Genomic DNA, 18,078 nt, shown 5'->3' with positions numbered 1-18,078 from the left:
TATGAAAATCTCGATTGTACAAACAGATATTATCTGGGAAAATAAACAGGAAAATCTCCGTTTGCTCCGCGAAAAGCTACTTCCTCTTCGCGGAACAACGGAGATTGTTGTTTTACCGGAGATGTTCACAACGGGATTCAGCATGAACAGCCGAACATTGGCCGAACCGATTTCCGGTTTCACCATCCGGACCCTCAAAGGGTATGTCGCAGAGTTTCAGTTCGCATTGGTCGGAAGTTTCATCTGCGAAGAAGCAGGTGCTTATTATAACCGGGCCTTTCTGATTACTCCGGACGGTCAGGATTTTTACTATGACAAACGCCATCTCTTCCGCATGGGATGCGAAACTGAACACTTTTCGGCAGGCAACCGGAGGGTGATCGTCCCCTATCGGGGCTGGAATATCTGCCTTCAGGTCTGTTATGATCTTCGCTTTCCTGTTTGGAGCCGGAATATAAACAACGAATACGACCTTCTTATTTACATAGCCAGTTGGCCTACTCCACGCATCCATGCATGGAATACACTACTTTGCGCACGCGCTATCGAAAACCAATGTTACGTATGCGGTGTGAACCGTACAGGACGAGACGGCAACGGACTTCACTATCCGGGATATTCAGCCTTGTATAGTCCTAAAGGCGAGATCCTGACAGGGACTCCCGACTCGGAAGAAAAGATACAAACCATCGAACTTGATATAGAAACCCTCACTGCCTTTCGCCATAAATTCCCCAGCTGGAAAGACGCAGACTCTTTTCTCCTTTATTAAATCTACAGGACATAATTTCCGCATTTAATAAAAATATCTCTTGAATTATAGTATATAAATGCAAAAAAGTATCTAATTTTGCCAGACAATCAATTTATTGTACCAAAAAACAAACCCTAATTTAACTCATAACACGAATGTTAACCCAATTAATTAACGCACGTATACTCACCCCCCAAGGATGGATGAAAGACGGTTCCGTGCTTATCAGAGACAATAAGATTTTAGAAGTCACAAACTGCGATCTGGCCGTTATCGGAGCTGAACTTATTGACGTCAAAGGTATGTATGTAGTTCCCGGTGGGGTAGAAATCCACGTGCATGGTGGTGGAGGCCGCGACTTTATGGAATGTACGGAAGATGCCTTCCGGGCAGCGGTCCATACTCACATGAAACATGGCACTACAAGTATCTTTCCTACACTTTCATCATCTACAGTCCCCATGATCCAGCAAGCTGCTGAAACCTGCACCAAACTGATGGAAGAGAAAAACAGCCCTATTCTGGGACTGCACCTTGAAGGTCATTACCTGAACATGAAAATGGCAGGAGGACAAATTCCCGAGAACATCAAGAACCCTGATCCGAATGAATATATTCCGATCGTAGAACAGTATCATTGCATCAAGCGCTGGGACGCCGCTCCGGAACTTCCGGGAGCCATGCAGTTCGGAAAATATATTGCTGCCAAAGGTATTCTCCCTTCCGTGGCACATACACAAGCCGAATTTGAAGACATCCGTACGGCATATGAAGCCGGATATACCCATGCCACCCACTTCTACAATGCAATGCCCGGTTTCCACAAGCGCAGAGAATACAAGTATGAAGGTACAGTCGAAAGTATTTATCTGTTGGATGATATGACCGTAGAAGTAGTAGCCGATGGAATCCATGTACCTCCTACTATCCTGAGACTTGTATATAAAATAAAAGGTGTAGAAAGAACCTGCCTGATTACAGATGCCCTTGCTTGCGCCGACAGTGACAGCAAAGAAGCTTTCGACCCGCGTGTTATTATCGAAGACGGAGTATGTAAGTTGGCCGACCATTCTGCTTTGGCAGGAAGTATTGCCACAATGGACCGCCTGATTCGTACCGTCGTACAGAAAGCAGAAATTCCATTGGAAGACGCAGTCCGTATGGCTTCCGAAACCCCGGCACGTATCATGGGTGTATACGACCGTAAGGGTTCCTTGCAAAAAGGCAAAGATGCCGATATCCTGGTACTCGATGAGGACCTCAACGTAAGAGCCGTATGGGCCATGGGTAAGCTGGTGCCTGAAACCAATACGCTGTTTTAATCGAATAGACGTTTTTTGAACATAAACGGTGAACAATGAACAGACCATTATAACGCAGCCTGTTCATTGTCCACCGTTTATCGTTTAACCTTCATCGTTTTATCACTCCCCTCCTCCCCATTTATAGGTAAAAAAAGATTTTAATTTAAATTCCCTGTCAACCTTATCGCATAGTTGATTGTTTTTATATATATTTGTTCAGAGTTTCCGATAACGACAAAGACTCAGTCAAACTTAATTAATAACAAACTTATGAAGACAAATCTTAGTTCTCAGATTACACTCAACAGGGTCTCCCCCAGGTATTATAGACCGGAGAATGCATTCGAGAGATCGGTATTAACCCGATTAGAGAAAATTCCTACAGATATTTATGAGTCTGTGGAAGAAGGTGCAAATCATATCGCTTGCGAAATAGCACAGGTCATTCGCGATAAACAAAAAGCAGGACGTTTCTGCGTACTGGCATTGCCGGGTGGAAATTCACCACGCAGCGTATACACCGAATTGATTCGCATGCACAAAGAAGAGGGACTCAGTTTCCGTAATGTAATCGTATTCAATATGTACGAATACTATCCATTGTCCCAAGACGCTATCAACAGCAATTTCAACGCATTGAAAGAGATGTTCCTCGATCACGTTGATATTGACAAGCAGAATATCTTCACTCCGGATGGTACGATCGCTAAAGATACCATCTTTGAATACTGCCGCCTGTACGAACAGCGCATCGAGAGTTTCGGCGGTATCGATATCGCCTTACTGGGCATCGGCCGCGTAGGTAATATCGCTTTCAACGAACCAGGTTCACGCCTGAATTCTACCACCCGATTGATTTTGCTGGACAGCGGTTCACGCAATGAAGCATCCAAAATATTCGGAACCATTGATAATACGCCAATCAGTTCCATTACAATGGGTGTGGCCACTATTTTGGCAGCAAAGAAAATCTATCTGCTGGCATGGGGTGAAGAAAAGGCGCACATGGTGAAAGAGTGTGTGGAAGGTAATGTAACAGATACCATTCCGGCATCTTATTTACAGACTCACAACAATGCACATGTAGCCATCGACTTGTCGGCAGCTTCCAACCTGACACGTATTCAGCGTCCATGGCTGGTCACCTCTTGCGAATGGAACGATAAACTGATCCGCAGTGCTATTGTATGGTTGTGCCAGTTGACCGGAAAACCAATCCTGAAACTGACCAACAAAGACTATAACGAAAACGGACTGAGCGAACTGCTTGCCCTATTCGGATCTGCTTATAACGTAAATATCAAGATATTCAACGATCTGCAGCACACCATCACCGGATGGCCGGGTGGCAAACCGAAGGCAGACGACACCTATCGTCCCGAACGTGCCAAACCGTATCCGAAACGGGTTGTCGTATTTTCTCCGCATCCCGATGATGACGTGATCTCCATGGGAGGTACGATTCGCCGTCTGGTAGAACAGAAACATGAAGTCCATGTAGCATATCAGACTTCCGGAAACATTGCCGTAGGTGATGAGGAAGTAGTTCGTTTCATGCATTTCATCAACGGATTCAACCAAATCTTTATAAACAGTGAAGATCAGGTGATCAGTGAAAAATATGCCGAAATCCGTAAATTCCTGAAGGATAAGAAAGACGGTGATATGGATACACGCGATATCCTGACCATCAAAGGCTTGATTCGCCGTGGTGAAGCACGTACAGCTTGTACCTATAATAATATCCCACTGGAACGTTGTCACTTCCTGGATCTGCCTTTCTATGAAACCGGTAAAATCCAGAAAAATCCGATCAGCGAGGCTGACGTAGAAATCGTCCGCAATCTGCTCCGTGAAGTGAAACCTCACCAGATTTTTGTAGCCGGTGACCTCGCTGACCCGCACGGCACACACCGTGTGTGTACAGATGCCGTATTTGCTGCTGTAGACCTTGAAAAAGAAGAAGGAGCCGAATGGTTGAAAGATTGCCGTATCTGGATGTATCGTGGTGCATGGGCCGAATGGGAAATCGAAAACATCGAAATGGCTGTACCTATCAGTCCGGAAGAATTGCGTGCAAAACGTAACTCCATCCTGAAGCACCAGTCCCAGATGGAAAGTGCTCCGTTCCTGGGTAATGACGAACGCCTGTTCTGGCAACGTAGCGAAGACCGCAACCGGGGTACCGCAGCTCTTTACGACAGCTTGGGATTGGCCTCTTACGAAGCAATGGAAGCATTTGTGGAATACATTCCACTATAATCAGAGCTTATTAGTGAAATAAAAATAAAGAAGAGTGAGGAGTTTGAGACTCTTCACTCTTCTTTTCTTTAATAAAAAGACAAATCATACATGAAACAAGAAGAATATCTCCGTCTTCTCCCTGTCGAGGGAGCATATAATATGCGCGACTTGGGAGGTTACCCCGCAGCAGGCCATAAACACGTAAAGTGGAAAACATTTATCCGTTCGGGCGATCTCAATAAACTGACAGAATCCGACCTGGCCTATCTTGCCTCTTTATCCATCCGTACGGATATTGACTTCAGAAGTATACAGGAAAAGAAAGTGGCAGCAGACAGAATACCGGCAACGGTAACGCAATACATTCCTCTGTCCATCGAAGCCGGTGACATGACCGACATGGCTCACTTCAACCTGAACAACATTCCGAAAATACTTGAACAGGCATACGTCTATATCATCCAAAATGCCCAGGATACTTACCGGGAGTTTTTCCGGATTGTTTCGGAAGAACGGAACACTCCTCTTTTATTTCACTGTTCGGCCGGAAAAGACCGTACCGGTATTGCCGCCGCATTATTATTGGGAGCATTGGGTGTAGACAGAAAAGTGATTATGGAAGATTATATGCTGTCTGCCGAATACCTAAAAGGCAAATACGATGCGATCGTACAGGCCCATCCCGAATTCGCGCCTCTTACCACCGTGCGTAAGGAATATCTGGAAGCAGCCTTCCAGACCATCGATTCCGATTACCAAGGCCTGGAGAACTTCCTGAGAAATCAATTAGGAGCAGATATCGACAGACTAAGGGCATTGTATACCGAATAAACGGTTCATTACCAGTCTGAATTGCTAATGACTTATCGGGATCACCGGTTTTTCATTTATTTCTCCTATTTTTGTACCCGGACTATTACTCAACCGAATATATGAAAAAACTATGTATACTCCTCCTGTTGCTCCTTACGGGCACAGGTATCTTATTTGCGCAAGAAATTGAAAAGAGCGTAAAAGAACGGCTTAGCAATTACTTTGAGACTTACATCCCAGCATCTGCCAATACCGGAAGTAGTAAGTTAAAAAGCGTAGATATTGACTTTGAAGGTAAAAAACTATCCATCTATGCTTCCGAAAGTTTTGCTTATCAGCCCTTTCTATCGGAAACAGTAGATGAAATCTACCATCAGATAGCAGAGTTACTTCCGGGCCCTGTACGCTTTTTCCGAACCACGGTTTATGTCAACGACCAACCCATCGAAGAGTTAGTCCCCAACTTCTTTCGTGGAAAAAAGAAAGATAAGTCGCGACTCTCGAATGCGGAATACAGAGGAGCACCTTGGGTAAAAAATGTTTCCCGCCCCTATGAAGTAACCAAAGGACTGCAAAACCGTCACATCTCCCTCTGGCAAAGCCATGGCAAATATTTCAAAAACGATAAAGGCGAATGGAGTTGGCAACGTCCGCGACTGTTCTGTACCACAGAAGACTTATTCACGCAATCTTTCATCCTGCCTTATGTCATTCCCATGCTTGAAAACGCCGGAGCTAATGTTTATACTCCGCGTGAACGGGATACTCAGAAAAATGAAGTGATTGTAGACAATGACACCCGAAACGGTTCCATCTATCTGGAAATGAAAAGCCGCAAGGCCCGTTGGAATCAAACAAACGGTTATGGATTCGCACAAAGAAAATCTGTCTACAAAGATGGAGAAAATCCCTTCCTGACAGGTACCGCACGCTTCACCCGTACAGAAAAGAAAAAGAATAAGGCATTCGCCGAATGGATCCCTACCATTCCCGAAGCGGGAAACTATGCGGTATATGTATCTTACCAGACACTCCCCAATAGCGTTAGTGACGCCAAGTATCTGGTATTTCACAAAGGTGGTGTAACGGAATTCAAAGTCAACCAGAAGATAGGCAGTGGCACATGGGTATACCTTGGTACATTTGAGTTTGACAAAGGCAGCAATGATTACGGCATGGTGGTACTGAGCAATGAAAGCAATGAAAGCGGAGTTGTCTGTGCCGACGCCGTACGTTTCGGCGGAGGAATGGGAAACATTGTCCGGGGTACTACAGTGAGCGGATTACCCCGCTATCTGGAGGGTGCGCGTTATTCCGCCCAATGGGCAGGAATGCCTTATGACGTTTACGGAGGAAAACAGGGAGAAAACGATTATGCAGACGACATCAATGCACGCTCCAACACCATCAATTATTTGTCGGGGGGCTCCGTATTCAATCCCGTACAGAAAGGATTGGGTGTACCGTTAGAAATGAATGTGGCACTGCACAGTGATGCCGGGTACAGTAAAACGGACGATATAGTAGGGTCACTCGGCATCTATACAACCAACTTCAATAACGGACTGCTCAACTCGGGAAATAACCGATATGCTTCGCGGGATCTGGCCGACCTCATGCTTACCCAAATACAAAAGGATATTCGTGCCAACTTTAATATACAATGGACCCGACGCAGCATGTGGGACCGTAATTACAGCGAGACCCGCCTGCCTGCCACCCCATCCACCATCATCGAGTTACTGTCGCACCAGAACTTTGCCGACATGAAACTCGGACACGATCCGAATTTCAAGTTTACCGTAGGACGCGCCATTTATAAAGCCGTACTGCAATTTGTCAGCAGCCAGCACAACAAAGAGTATGTGGTACAACCACTTCCCGTAAGCAACTTTGCCATCGGATTCGGTAAAAAGAAAAATACTCTGGAACTTTCATGGCAGGGAGAGAACGATCCATCGGAACCCACTGCCCGTCCTCGTGAGTATATAGTATACACCCGCATCGGATATGGTGGTTTCGACAACGGGGTACGTGTGGACAAGCCTTCGTACTCTCTAAAAATAGAACCGGGTCTGGTTTATTCATTTAAGGTTACGGCTGTCAACCGGGGAGGAGAAAGTTTCCCGTCTGAAATTCTGGCGGCCTACAAAGCCAAGCGAGAACACGGAAAAGTGCTTATCATTAACGGTTTCAATCGGTTAAGCGGACCGGCAGTTATTGACACACCGGATGAAGCAGGCTTTGATCTGGAACAAGATCCCGGTGTCGCCTACCAATATAATATTTCGTTTTGCGGAGCACAAACAGACTTTGATCGCTTTCAAGCCGGAAAAGAAGGAAAAGGAAGCCTGGGTTATAGCGGCGGCGAACTGGAAGGAATGAAAATTGCCGGGAATACCTTCGACTATCCATTTATACATGGCAAAGCGATTCAGGCTGCCGGAAACTACAGCTTCGTTTCATGCAGTGACGAAGCCGTTGAAAACAGACGTGTCCAACTGGAGCACTATCCGATCGTAGATTTCATTCTGGGCCTGGAGAAAGATGATATCCAAAGTGATCCGGCCCGCAAAACGTATTATAAAACATTCTCTTCACCTATGCAGCGCTTACTGACAGCTTATTGCCAGTCAGGAGGAAACCTGTTTGTCAGCGGATCCTATATAGGCAGCGACATGAGTAATTCGCAAGGTAACCGCGAATTCACAGAGACTGTACTGAAATACGGCTATCAGAGTTCATTAAGTGATACCCGTTCCGGACAGATCTCGGGCCTGGGACGTACCATACAGATTCCCCGCTTGCCTAACGAAAAGTCTTATGCGGTAACTGCTCCCGACTGCATTGTGCCGGTAGGTTCTGCTTTCCCGGTATTCGCATATCAACCCGGGCAACGCAGTGCCGGAATTGCCTATAAAGGAGATTATCGGGTATTCGCAATGGGATTCCCATTCGAAAGCATTGAAAGCGAAACGGACCGTGCCACAGTAATGGCAGCAATACTAAAATTCTTCGGAGAAAAATAAACTTTCAATAAACATTGTTATGTCCCGGTATTTGGTATTAGTCTTTTGTCTGCAAAGAACAAGTTCTTTGCAGACAAAACTGTCATAATGTCTGTTATTTACGTGAATTTATTTTAAGGTTTGCTGCCATCTGACATAATGGCTGCTATCGTTCTTGTTCCTGCCATCATTCGGTTGCCCCATTACCATTACTGTTTTTGCCATCTTATCTTTTTCTAATTTCATAATAGAGTCTTCTAATCTGATTATTTATGGTTGGATAATCATTTGTGGCATTTTAGATGAACCAATTTTTATAATTATGAAAACAAAAATGTTTTTTTTAGTAGTAGTCATGCTACTTTGTAGAGGCGTAGCTTATGCATACAGCCCTTCCGTGAACGTTCCGATTTCAAAGGTGGAAGGAATCGAACAAGATATTCCACCTCCTCATGTTACACCTCCCCCACTGCCGAGTCAGGTCTTTCTTCATGTGGGCGAAATAGCAGAAATTCCATATCCCATGTTTGGAGCAATGATATGGGAATGCGATAACCCGCCGGAAGGCATAGAACAAGAAGAGTCATACGTACTTGGCACTATGATTATTCTGCGCATAAGAGGAATTTTGGCAGGAAGATATCATGTTAATATGAAATGGTATAATCCGCTCAATCCGGGGCAGCCCCCATTAGGACGGCAAACCATTCAGATTATTGTTCAGCCATGGCCTTGACAATTGACAGATAAACAGTCATAAGGTTCCCTCCGTGAGCATGTCTGCTCACGGAGGGAATTCTATGAAAATATGAATTCATCAAAAAAAATCCCTGCTGCATACTCCATTCTTCATTTTAAATTCTATCTTTGCTCCTAATAATAACTATTAAAATAAAAGCACTATGTACACAATACAAGCAAATCCGAGCGGTACACGCAGCATGGAAATATCTGAAGAGAATTTGGTAACCATCGAAAAACACTCTTTATTCCAGCATCTGATAGACAGCAATGGCATTGTAGATGAAGCCGTTCTGGAGAAGTTGAAACTGAATATACGTTCGCTGATAGCAAGTCAGGAAGAAGACAGTAAGGACCTGCTCGACCTCTGCATAGACGTGATTTATCACAATAATATGAAAGCATTCGGGTTGCAGCAACTCATCAAACTTTATCTCACCTGGCTATCGAAGCAGGAAGCAGAAGAAGAGGAGGAAGTATGATTACCATTGATACCTGCGGAATGACAAACTATAGCCCGTTGATTCCGGCCATAAAAGCGATGTGTAATGCCAGTTCCGGTGACAAAATGGAGATTGTAACGGATCAGGTAGCCGCATTTCAGGATCTTAAGGAATATTTATCAGAACAAGGTATCGGATTCCGCGAAATATATGATGGAGAGCGGATGACTTTACAGTTTACTATCTTATGAGCGAAGTACAAAATCAAATAAAGAAATGGCCGGTAACGGCAATCAAAAAAATAAAAAATACATTCGGTAGCGCAGAAAAATTCTATGCTACCGTTTATCTTATTGCCCGCAACGAGCATCATTGTCAAATGATGGGAGTAGCCGGAGCCGAACAGCGCTTAAAAACGATTCATGCCTATCAGGGTATGATCCGTTTTATGATTGATGAAGAAGGACTTAACGGTAAGGAAGTTCTTGAAGCCATAGCCAGCGACTATCTGGAGGATTTCGTGAACTATCGTGAGCAAGACTTCGGAATGACCAACGAGGAATTCATTGCTATTATTAAAAGAATCGGCTGAGCGCATGGATATATTCCTGATCATTTTGGGCAGCATCTGCCTGCTTGTCGGATTGGCCGGATGTATTGTCCCCATGTTGCCGGGACCTCCTGTTGCCTATCTGGCATTGGTATTTCTACACTTCACCGATAAAGTTTCCTTCACTATTCCGCAACTGTTCCTTTGGCTGTTCATTGTGGTACTGATACAAATACTCGACTATTTCATTCCAATGTTTGGAGTGAAAAGGCTCGGAGGTACTTCATGGGGTAAATGGGGATGTATCATCGGTACCTTTGCCGGTATTTTCCTGTTTCCTCCCTGGGGGGTATTCATCGGTCCGTTTGTAGGCGCAGTAGCAGGCGAATTGCTGGGCGGTAAAGAGACCAAATACGCCCTGAAAGCCGGATTCGGAGCATTTGCAGGTTTCCTGTTGGGTACCGTGCTGAAGGTAGCCGTATGTGGTTGGTTCATCTTCTGCTTTATCCGTGCCCTCGTATAGCAAAATTATCCGTATCTTTGCTCCCATGAAAGAATATCGACTTACTGATTGGTTACCCACCACTAAGAAAGAAGTAGAGCTTCGCGGCTGGGACGAACTGGATGTCATCCTTTTTAGCGGTGATGCTTATGTAGACCATCCTTCCTTCGGAGCGGCCGTCATCGGCCGTATCCTTGAAGCCGAAGGTTTACGGGTGGCCATCGTACCTCAGCCCAATTGGCGTGACGACTTGCGCGATTTCCGCAAACTGGGACGCCCCCGCCTTTTTTTCGGCATCAGTGCAGGTTGCATGGACTCCATGGTGAACAAATATACAGCTAATAAACGTTTGCGCAGCGATGACGCCTACACACCGGACGGACGTCCGGATATGCGACCGGAATACCCCTCAATCGTGTACAGTCAGATCCTGAAAAAACTCTATCCCGATGTACCGGTCATTTTAGGAGGTATTGAAGCAAGTATGCGCCGCCTCAGCCATTATGACTATTGGCAAGATCAGCTTAAAAAAAGCATCCTTTGTGAAAGCGGTGCCGACATGCTGATTTATGGTATGGGTGAAAAGCCCATTTGCGAACTGGTCCGCAGATTAACAACGCACAATGAATACCGGGACAATACAACTTCACCGTTTAACATCTGTCGTTCTTCACTGACTACTATTCCGCAAATTGCTTATCTGACCGATGAATATGAGCCTGATGAGCAAGATATTGCCCTCCATTCCCACGAAGAATGCCTCGCTGACAAAAAGAAGCAGTCCGCCAATTTCAGGCACATTGAAGAAGAAAGCAATAAATATGCAGCAGCCCGGATTATTCAAGCTGTAGACAACAAAGTAGTAGTGGTAAACCCACCCTATCCACCGATGACACAGGAAGAATTGGACCATTCATTCGATCTTCCTTATACACGCTTACCCCATCCCAAATACAAGGGAAAACGTATTCCGGCTTACGACATGATTAAATTCTCCATCAATATCCATCGGGGATGTTTTGGAGGATGTGCCTTTTGTACGATCTCCGCCCACCAGGGAAAATTTATTGTGAGCCGAAGCAAAGAGAGCATTCTGAAAGAGGTAAAAGAGGTGGTACAACTACCCGACTTCAAAGGAAATCTTAGCGATTTAGGAGGACCTTCTGCCAACATGTATAAAATGGGTGGAAAAGACCTGGCACTTTGCAAACGTTGCAAACGTCCTTCGTGTATCCATCCCAAAGTATGCCCGAACCTCAATACAGATCATCGGCCATTGCTGGATATCTACCATGCAGTAGATTCTTTACCGGAAATCAAACGGAGCTTTATCGGCAGCGGAGTACGCTATGATTTACTGCTTCATCAAAGCAAAGACCCTTCCGTCAATAAAAGTACGGCGGAATACACCCGCGAACTAATAGCACGCCACGTCAGTGGCCGCCTGAAAGTAGCACCGGAACACACCAGTGACCGGGTACTGAGTATCATGCGTAAACCTGCCTTCAGCCAATTCGGGGAGTTTAAAAAGATATTTGACAGAATCAACCGGGAACTTGGCTTACGCCAACAATTAATCCCCTATTTCATCTCCAGCCATCCCGGATGTAGAGAAGAGGATATGGCAGAACTGGCAGTAATTACCAAGCGGCAGGATTTTCATTTGGAACAGGTGCAGGACTTCACTCCCACCCCTATGACCGTAGCTACCGAAGCCTGGTACACCGGCTTCCACCCATACACTCTCGAACCGGTATTCAGTGCCAAAACCCAACGGGAAAAATTGGCCCAAAGACAATTCTTTTTTTGGTATAAACCGGAAGAACGACGGAACATCATCAATGAACTGCGCCGCATCGGACGGGCAGACCTGATAGACAAGTTGTACGGAAAAAGATAATTCATGCTTTATTCACTCCGGAGAACACAGAGGACACAAAAGTTTCGCTGTTTGAAGATAAAATTTATCCTCTGTATATACTCTGTGTCCTCCGAAGTAAACTGTCTATTCTTTTTCTCTCACCGGCAATGCCACTATCTCCTGAAGCACACTGACGGCGGTTTCCACATTCGGAATGTCTTTCACCAACATAGACCGACGTCCGTTCTGCTCCCTCAAATCGCATCGGCGGGTATATTTCATCATATAATCGATCATCTTGCCGAAAGCGGCACTCTGATAATACGGACTATCCGGATTGCTGACAAAGAACAGAGTCATACGCCCCCCTTTCAGGAATACTTTTTCCACTCCTAAACGTGCAGCCAGACGCCTTAGCGGTACAATACGTAACAATTCCTCCGTTTCGGGAGGAACAGGGCCAAAACGATCCTCCAACCGTAAACGGAAAGCATTTACATCTTTATCAAGAGTCAATCCGTCCAATTCACGATACAGTAACATACGTTCGCTGCTACCTGTCACATAATTGGCCGGTAACAACAATTCCAGATCGCTTTCCACCTGGCACTCTTCTACAAACTCTTCACCACTTATGATGCCTTCCCCCTTTAATTCGTCGGCATAGAGCTCTGCAAATTCATCTGTTTTCAGTTCATGTACAGCCTCGGATAATATTTTCTGGTAAGTTTCATAGCCCAGATCAGCAATAAAACCACTTTGTTCGGCTCCCAACATATTTCCTGCACCACGAATATCCAGATCCTGCATGGCAATATGAATGCCACTCCCCAAATCACTGAAATTCTCAATAGCTTGCAGACGACGTTTAGCTTCAGGCGTCAACGACGATAAGGGGGGAGCCAGTAAATAACAAAAAGCTTTTTTATTGCTACGTCCTACACGTCCGCGCATCTGATGCAAGTCACTCAGACCAAAGTTCTGAGCCTGATTGATAATAATAGTATTGGCATTCGGTATGTCGATTCCACTCTCAATAATGGTGGTGGCAATCAACACATCATAATCATAATTGACAAAACCGAAGATAATCTGCTCCAATTCCGCCGGCTCCATCTGCCCATGCCCGATGGCAATCCGGCAATCTGGAATACGACGGAGAATCATCGCTTTGAGTTCCGGGAGATTGGCTATACGATTATTGACCAGAAAAACCTGCCCATTGCGGCTCATTTCAAAATTAATGGCATCGGCAATCACCTCTTCACTGAACGTATGTACTTCCGTCTGTATCGGATAGCGGTTGGGAGGCGGAGTAGAAATCACACTTAAATCACGTGCTCCCATCAATGAAAACTGCAACGTACGCGGAATCGGAGTTGCCGTCATCGTCAATGTATCCACATTCACTTTCATCTGGCGCAGTTTCTCCTTGACCGACACACCGAATTTCTGCTCTTCATCAATGATCAACAGGCCAAGGTCCTTGAACTTGACATCTTTACCCAGAATACGGTGAGTACCGATCAGAATATTTACATCTCCGGTTTCCAATCCTTTGATAACTGCCTTTGCCTGTGCTGCCGTACGGGCACGACTGAGATATTCTACCCGACAGGGAAGCCCTTTCAGACGGTCACGGAAAGTCTGGAAGTGTTGGTATGCCAATACCGTAGTAGGCACCAGGACGGCTACCTGCTTATTGTCCGCTACAGCTTTAAACGCGGCACGTATGGCCACTTCCGTCTTGCCGAACCCCACATCTCCGCACACCAACCGGTCCATCGGCATATCCCGTTCCATGTCCTGTTTCACATCTGCCGTAGCTTTACTCTGATCGGGGGTATCTTCATAAATGAACGAAGCTTCCAGCTCCCGTTGCAAAAAGCTGTCGGGACTGTATGCAAACCCCTTCTCCTCACGACGTTGCGAGTAAAGTTTAATCAGATCACGGGCTATATCTTTAATCTTTGTCTTGGTACGCTCCTTCAACTTCTCCCAAGCACCGGTGCCCAGCTTGTTCAACCGGGGAGCTTCTCCTTCTTTCCCTTTATATTTTGAGACTTTATGCAACGAGTGGATGGAGACAAATACCACATCTTCATTCTGGTAAACCAGTTTCATCACTTCCTGCGTCGTATCTCCGTTAGGAATACGCACCAGACCGGAAAAACGTCCTACTCCATGATCGGTATGCACCACATAATCGCCGGGAGTAAACTGATTCAGTTCTTTCAGTGAAAGAGCAACTTTTCCCGAACGGGCTTTATCACTCTTCAAGTTATATTTATGGAAACGGTCGAACAATTGATGATCTGTAAACAGGCAAAGTTTCAGAGTGTCATCCGCAAACCCCTCATGCAGTGTCCGTTCCACAGCTGTAAACTGAATCCGGTCTCCACGGTCCTCAAAAATAGCCTTGATACGGTCTGTCTGTTTCGTACTGTCACTACAGATATAAAGTGTGTATCCCTGGCTCAGATAATCTTTGAAAGACTCTGCCACCAAATCGAAATTCTTATGGAAAATGGGCTGTGCCGTAGTATGAAAAGTCAACGTGGCATCCGGTGTACCGGTTGGCTTGTTGCCAAACTCCATCCGCCGGAAATCTAAGGCACGGACAGTAAAGTCACTACCATCAATCAGTTTGCCTTCCAGAGTGATGCCTCCGTTCTCTTCCGCCTCTTGTGCAGCAAGAGCCTGTGGTGTAAGCGATTCATCGTGAACAGCCTGAATGCGTTCCCGCAACCAGAGAAAATCACGCATTGCCAGAGTCGTATCTTTCGGAATAAAGTCAAGGAAAGAAGTAGTAACTTTTCCGGTTACGGCAAGGTCGGGTACAATGACAATGCTTTCCTTTTTCTCTTTCGATAGCTGTGACTCTACCTCAAAAGTACGGATACTCTCCACATCATCACCAAAAAAATCGATACGATAGGGATATTCGGACGAAAAAGAAAATACGTCAATAATACTGCCGCGAACAGCATACTGTCCCGGTTCATACACATAGTCGACATACTCAAACCCGTAACTATGTAATACATCCGTGATAAAACCGGTGTCCACCTTCTCGCCCACATGTAACTTCAATGTGTTTTCACTCAATTCCTGGCGCGAGACTACCTTTTCGGCCAACGCATCCGGATAAGTGACGATGCACAACCCTTGCTCACCTTTCTGAAGCCGGCTGAGTACCTCGGTACGCAATATCTCGTTGGCCGCATCTTTTTGTCCATACTTCACCGAACGGCGAAACGAAGAAGGAAAAAACAAAATCTGCTCCGTACCCAATACCTGAGTAAGATCATGATAAAAATAACCGGCTTCTTCCAGATCACCCAATATGAAAACAAACGGGCAAGGACTCTTCTCTACCAGTGCCGAAGCGAATAAGGAAGCAGCGGAAGCATACAGGCCACCGCAATAGATATGTCTGACTGCGGGCTCCCCCAACAGTTTGTTCAAGGCTTCCACATTCGGATGCCCGGCATATTGATGTTGCAGTTCAGTAATCGTCATAAATAGCATTTTAGTCCATCACAAACGCACCAACTCACACAGATCGCTCAAAATCAATTCCCAATCTGTGTGAATCCATGTAACCCGTGATGCAAATTCACCGCAAAAGTACTAAATTATCCTTAGTTTTAATGCGCTATCTTTGGTTAGTAGCGGAAAAGCGTTACATTTGTCTTCAAATTTAGACACAATATGCAGACATCGGACAGCATCGTAATCATCCCTACCTACAACGAACGGGAAAACATAGAGAACATTATCCGTGCCGTTTTCGGACTGGAAAAGATTTTTCATATTCTTATCATAGAAGATGGCTCTCCGGATGGAACCGCCACCATCGTAAAAACCCTGCAGCAAGAGTTCCCCGACCGTCTCTTTATGATAGAGCGCAAAGGAAAACTGGGATTGGGAACGGCATATATCACCGGGTTCAAGTGGGCACTGGAACATTCATACGAATACATTTTTGAGATGGACGCCGATTTCAGCCACAGCCCCAATGACTTGCCACGGCTCTACGATGCTTGTGCCAACCAAGGAGGAGATGTAGCCATCGGTTCCCGCTACGTAAGCGGAGTGAACGTAGTGAATTGGCCGATGGGACGCGTCCTTATGTCTTATTTTGCATCTAAATATGTTCGCATCGTTACCGGACTACCGATACACGACACTACTGCCGGTTTTAAGTGTTATCGTCGTCAGGTACTCGAGACCATCGATCTTGACCACATCCGTTTCAAGGGTTACGCTTTTCAGATAGAAATGAAATTCACCGCTTACAAATGCGGGTTCAAGATTATCGAAGTACCGGTGATTTTCATTAACCGTGAACTGGGCACATCAAAAATGAACAGCAGTATTTTCGGAGAAGCGGTATTTGGAGTTATCAAACTGAAAGTGAACAGCTGGTTCCACAAATTTCCGCAGAAAACAAAATGAATTAAGATATGAAAAGAACATTAATACAAAACGCCATCATAGTAAACGAAGGACGCTCCACACGCGGTTCGGTAGTCATCGAAGGTGAAAAAATAGCCGAGATACTGGAGAAAGGACAGAAACCGGCCACTCCCTGTGAAGAGACAATCCATGCCAACGGATGCTATCTGCTTCCGGGTGTCATCGACGATCATGTGCATTTTCGCGATCCGGGCCTAACCCATAAGGCCGACATATCCACCGAAAGCCGGGCTGCGGCAGCAGGAGGGGTAACCTCTATTATGGACATGCCCAATACCAATCCGCAAACCACCACACTGGACGCACTCAATTCCAAGTTCGATTTGCTTGCCGAGAAATGCAGTGTCAACTATTCATGCTATTTCGGAGCAACAAACAATAACTATACCGAGTTTGACAAACTGGATAAAAGCCGTGTATGCGGAATCAAGCTCTTTATGGGATCGAGTACAGGCAATATGCTGGTAGACAAGATGAACAGCTTGCTGAACATCTTCAATGGAACCGATTTGCTGATTGCCGCCCACTGTGAGAATCATGAAACAATTAAAAAGAATACGGAGAAATACGTAAGAGAATATATTGAAAAATATCCTTATCAGTACTACCATGTTCACCACGAAACCCTTCCGATGGGTTACCATGCAAAGATACGTTCGATAGCAGCCTGCTACGAGTCGTCCGAACTGGCTGTACGCCTGGCACGCATTGCAGACGCTCGTCTGCATATCCTGCATATCTCCACAGCCAAAGAGCTTTCTCTTTTTGATAATGATATTCCATTGGAAGAAAAAAGGATTACGGCAGAAGCTTGTGTTTCGCACCTGTTATTCGACTCTTCGGATTATGCGGAATTAGGTACACGTATCAAATGTAACCCTTCCATCAAAGCTAAAACCAACCGGGATGCACTTCGTCAGGCTGTCAACTCCAACCTGATAGACGTGATTGCCACCGATCATGCACCACACCTGCTCAGTGAAAAAGAAGGAGGCCCGTTAAAGGCAATGTCAGGCATGCCTATGATCCAGTTCTCTCTGATCAGTATGCTTGAACTGGTGAACGAAGGTATCTTCACGATTGAAAAAGTCGTTGAGAAAATGTGCCATGCACCCGCCCAAATATATAATATCCATAACCGCGGTTTCATTCGTCCCGGTTATCAGGCAGACCTGGTACTGGTTCGGCCGGACGCATTATGGACGGTAAGTGCAGAACAAATCTTAAGCAAATGTGGATGGAGTCCGCTCGAAGGACGTACCTTTGACTGGAAAGTAGAAAAGACATTTGCCAACGGACACCTATTGTATACTGACGGACAGGTAGATGAAGCTTATCGCGGACAAGAAATCTATTTTAAACGATGAACAATTTCT

Annotated in this window: 14 protein-coding genes; 13 read left to right on the top strand and 1 reads right to left on the bottom strand. The window is 45.4% G+C overall.

The genetic code is table 11. From position 1 onward, the window contains the following. Position 1 precedes the first annotated feature (1 nt). From JZY04_RS05460 to JZY04_RS05410, 11 genes are all read left to right on the top strand, one after another. Positions 2-772: an amidohydrolase gene (locus tag JZY04_RS05460; RefSeq protein ID WP_122141779.1), complete on the top strand. Its 771-nt coding sequence runs from the start codon at positions 2-4 to the stop codon at positions 770-772. Positions 773-909: 137 nt separating this feature from the next. Beyond that, positions 910-2,076 carry an N-acetylglucosamine-6-phosphate deacetylase gene (gene nagA, locus JZY04_RS05455; protein WP_005780176.1) on the top strand — a complete coding sequence of 389 codons (1,167 nt, stop codon included), beginning with the start codon at positions 910-912 and terminating at the stop codon, positions 2,074-2,076. Between the two features lie 252 nt (positions 2,077-2,328). After that, positions 2,329-4,320, top strand: a complete 1,992-nt coding sequence (locus tag JZY04_RS05450) for a glucosamine-6-phosphate deaminase (RefSeq protein WP_005780179.1) — start codon at positions 2,329-2,331, stop codon at positions 4,318-4,320. Positions 4,321-4,410: 90 nt separating this feature from the next. After that, entirely contained in the window at positions 4,411-5,133 is a 723-nt protein-coding gene (locus JZY04_RS05445; RefSeq protein ID WP_005823386.1) for a tyrosine-protein phosphatase, read from the top strand. A 101-nt stretch (positions 5,134-5,234) separates the two neighbouring features. Next, positions 5,235-8,144, top strand: coding sequence for an N-acetylmuramoyl-L-alanine amidase (locus JZY04_RS05440; RefSeq protein WP_122141780.1), 2,910 nt, complete (start codon positions 5,235-5,237; stop codon positions 8,142-8,144). A 313-nt stretch (positions 8,145-8,457) separates the two neighbouring features. After that, positions 8,458-8,859, top strand: coding sequence for a hypothetical protein (locus JZY04_RS05435; protein ID WP_032535789.1), 402 nt, complete (start codon positions 8,458-8,460; stop codon positions 8,857-8,859). A gap of 166 nt (positions 8,860-9,025) precedes the next feature. Then, positions 9,026-9,346, top strand: a complete 321-nt coding sequence (locus tag JZY04_RS05430) for a hypothetical protein (RefSeq protein ID WP_032542511.1) — start codon at positions 9,026-9,028, stop codon at positions 9,344-9,346. Next, positions 9,343-9,558, top strand: coding sequence for a sulfurtransferase TusA family protein (locus JZY04_RS05425; RefSeq protein WP_005807358.1), 216 nt, complete (start codon positions 9,343-9,345; stop codon positions 9,556-9,558). Before JZY04_RS05430 ends, JZY04_RS05425 begins: the two co-directional genes overlap by 4 nt. Continuing rightward, a complete protein-coding gene (locus JZY04_RS05420) occupies positions 9,555-9,899 on the top strand; it encodes a hypothetical protein (RefSeq protein WP_032535786.1) in 345 nt (114 codons plus the stop codon). Before JZY04_RS05425 ends, JZY04_RS05420 begins: the two co-directional genes overlap by 4 nt. Before the next feature lie 4 nt (positions 9,900-9,903). Next, complete coding sequence (locus tag JZY04_RS05415) at positions 9,904-10,380, top strand: DUF456 domain-containing protein (protein WP_122141781.1); 477 nt, start codon at positions 9,904-9,906, stop codon at positions 10,378-10,380. 25 nt (positions 10,381-10,405) lie between these two features. Further along, the gene (locus tag JZY04_RS05410; protein ID WP_122141782.1) at positions 10,406-12,259 is read left to right on the top strand and encodes a YgiQ family radical SAM protein; all 1,854 of its coding nucleotides are present in this window, start codon (positions 10,406-10,408) and stop codon (positions 12,257-12,259) included. A gap of 105 nt (positions 12,260-12,364) precedes the next feature. Here the strand turns inward: JZY04_RS05410 and mfd are convergent, their stop codons facing one another. After that, positions 12,365-15,742, bottom strand: a complete 3,378-nt coding sequence (gene mfd / locus JZY04_RS05405) for a transcription-repair coupling factor (protein WP_122141783.1) — start codon at positions 15,740-15,742, stop codon at positions 12,365-12,367. Between the two features lie 192 nt (positions 15,743-15,934). Between mfd and JZY04_RS05400 the strand changes: the two genes are divergently transcribed. Further along, entirely contained in the window at positions 15,935-16,681 is a 747-nt protein-coding gene (locus JZY04_RS05400; RefSeq protein ID WP_122141784.1) for a polyprenol monophosphomannose synthase, read from the top strand. A gap of 8 nt (positions 16,682-16,689) precedes the next feature. Beyond that, positions 16,690-18,069 (top strand): dihydroorotase, encoded by a 1,380-nt coding sequence (locus tag JZY04_RS05395; protein WP_122141785.1) that lies wholly within the window; start codon positions 16,690-16,692, stop codon positions 18,067-18,069. Positions 18,070-18,078: the final 9 nt, after the last annotated feature.

The organism is Bacteroides sp. 11BF (assembly GCF_019633765.1).
In the GTDB taxonomy this organism is placed as follows: domain Bacteria; phylum Bacteroidota; class Bacteroidia; order Bacteroidales; family Bacteroidaceae; genus Bacteroides; species Bacteroides hominis.
This window is presented reverse-complemented; position numbering and strand designations above follow the sequence as displayed.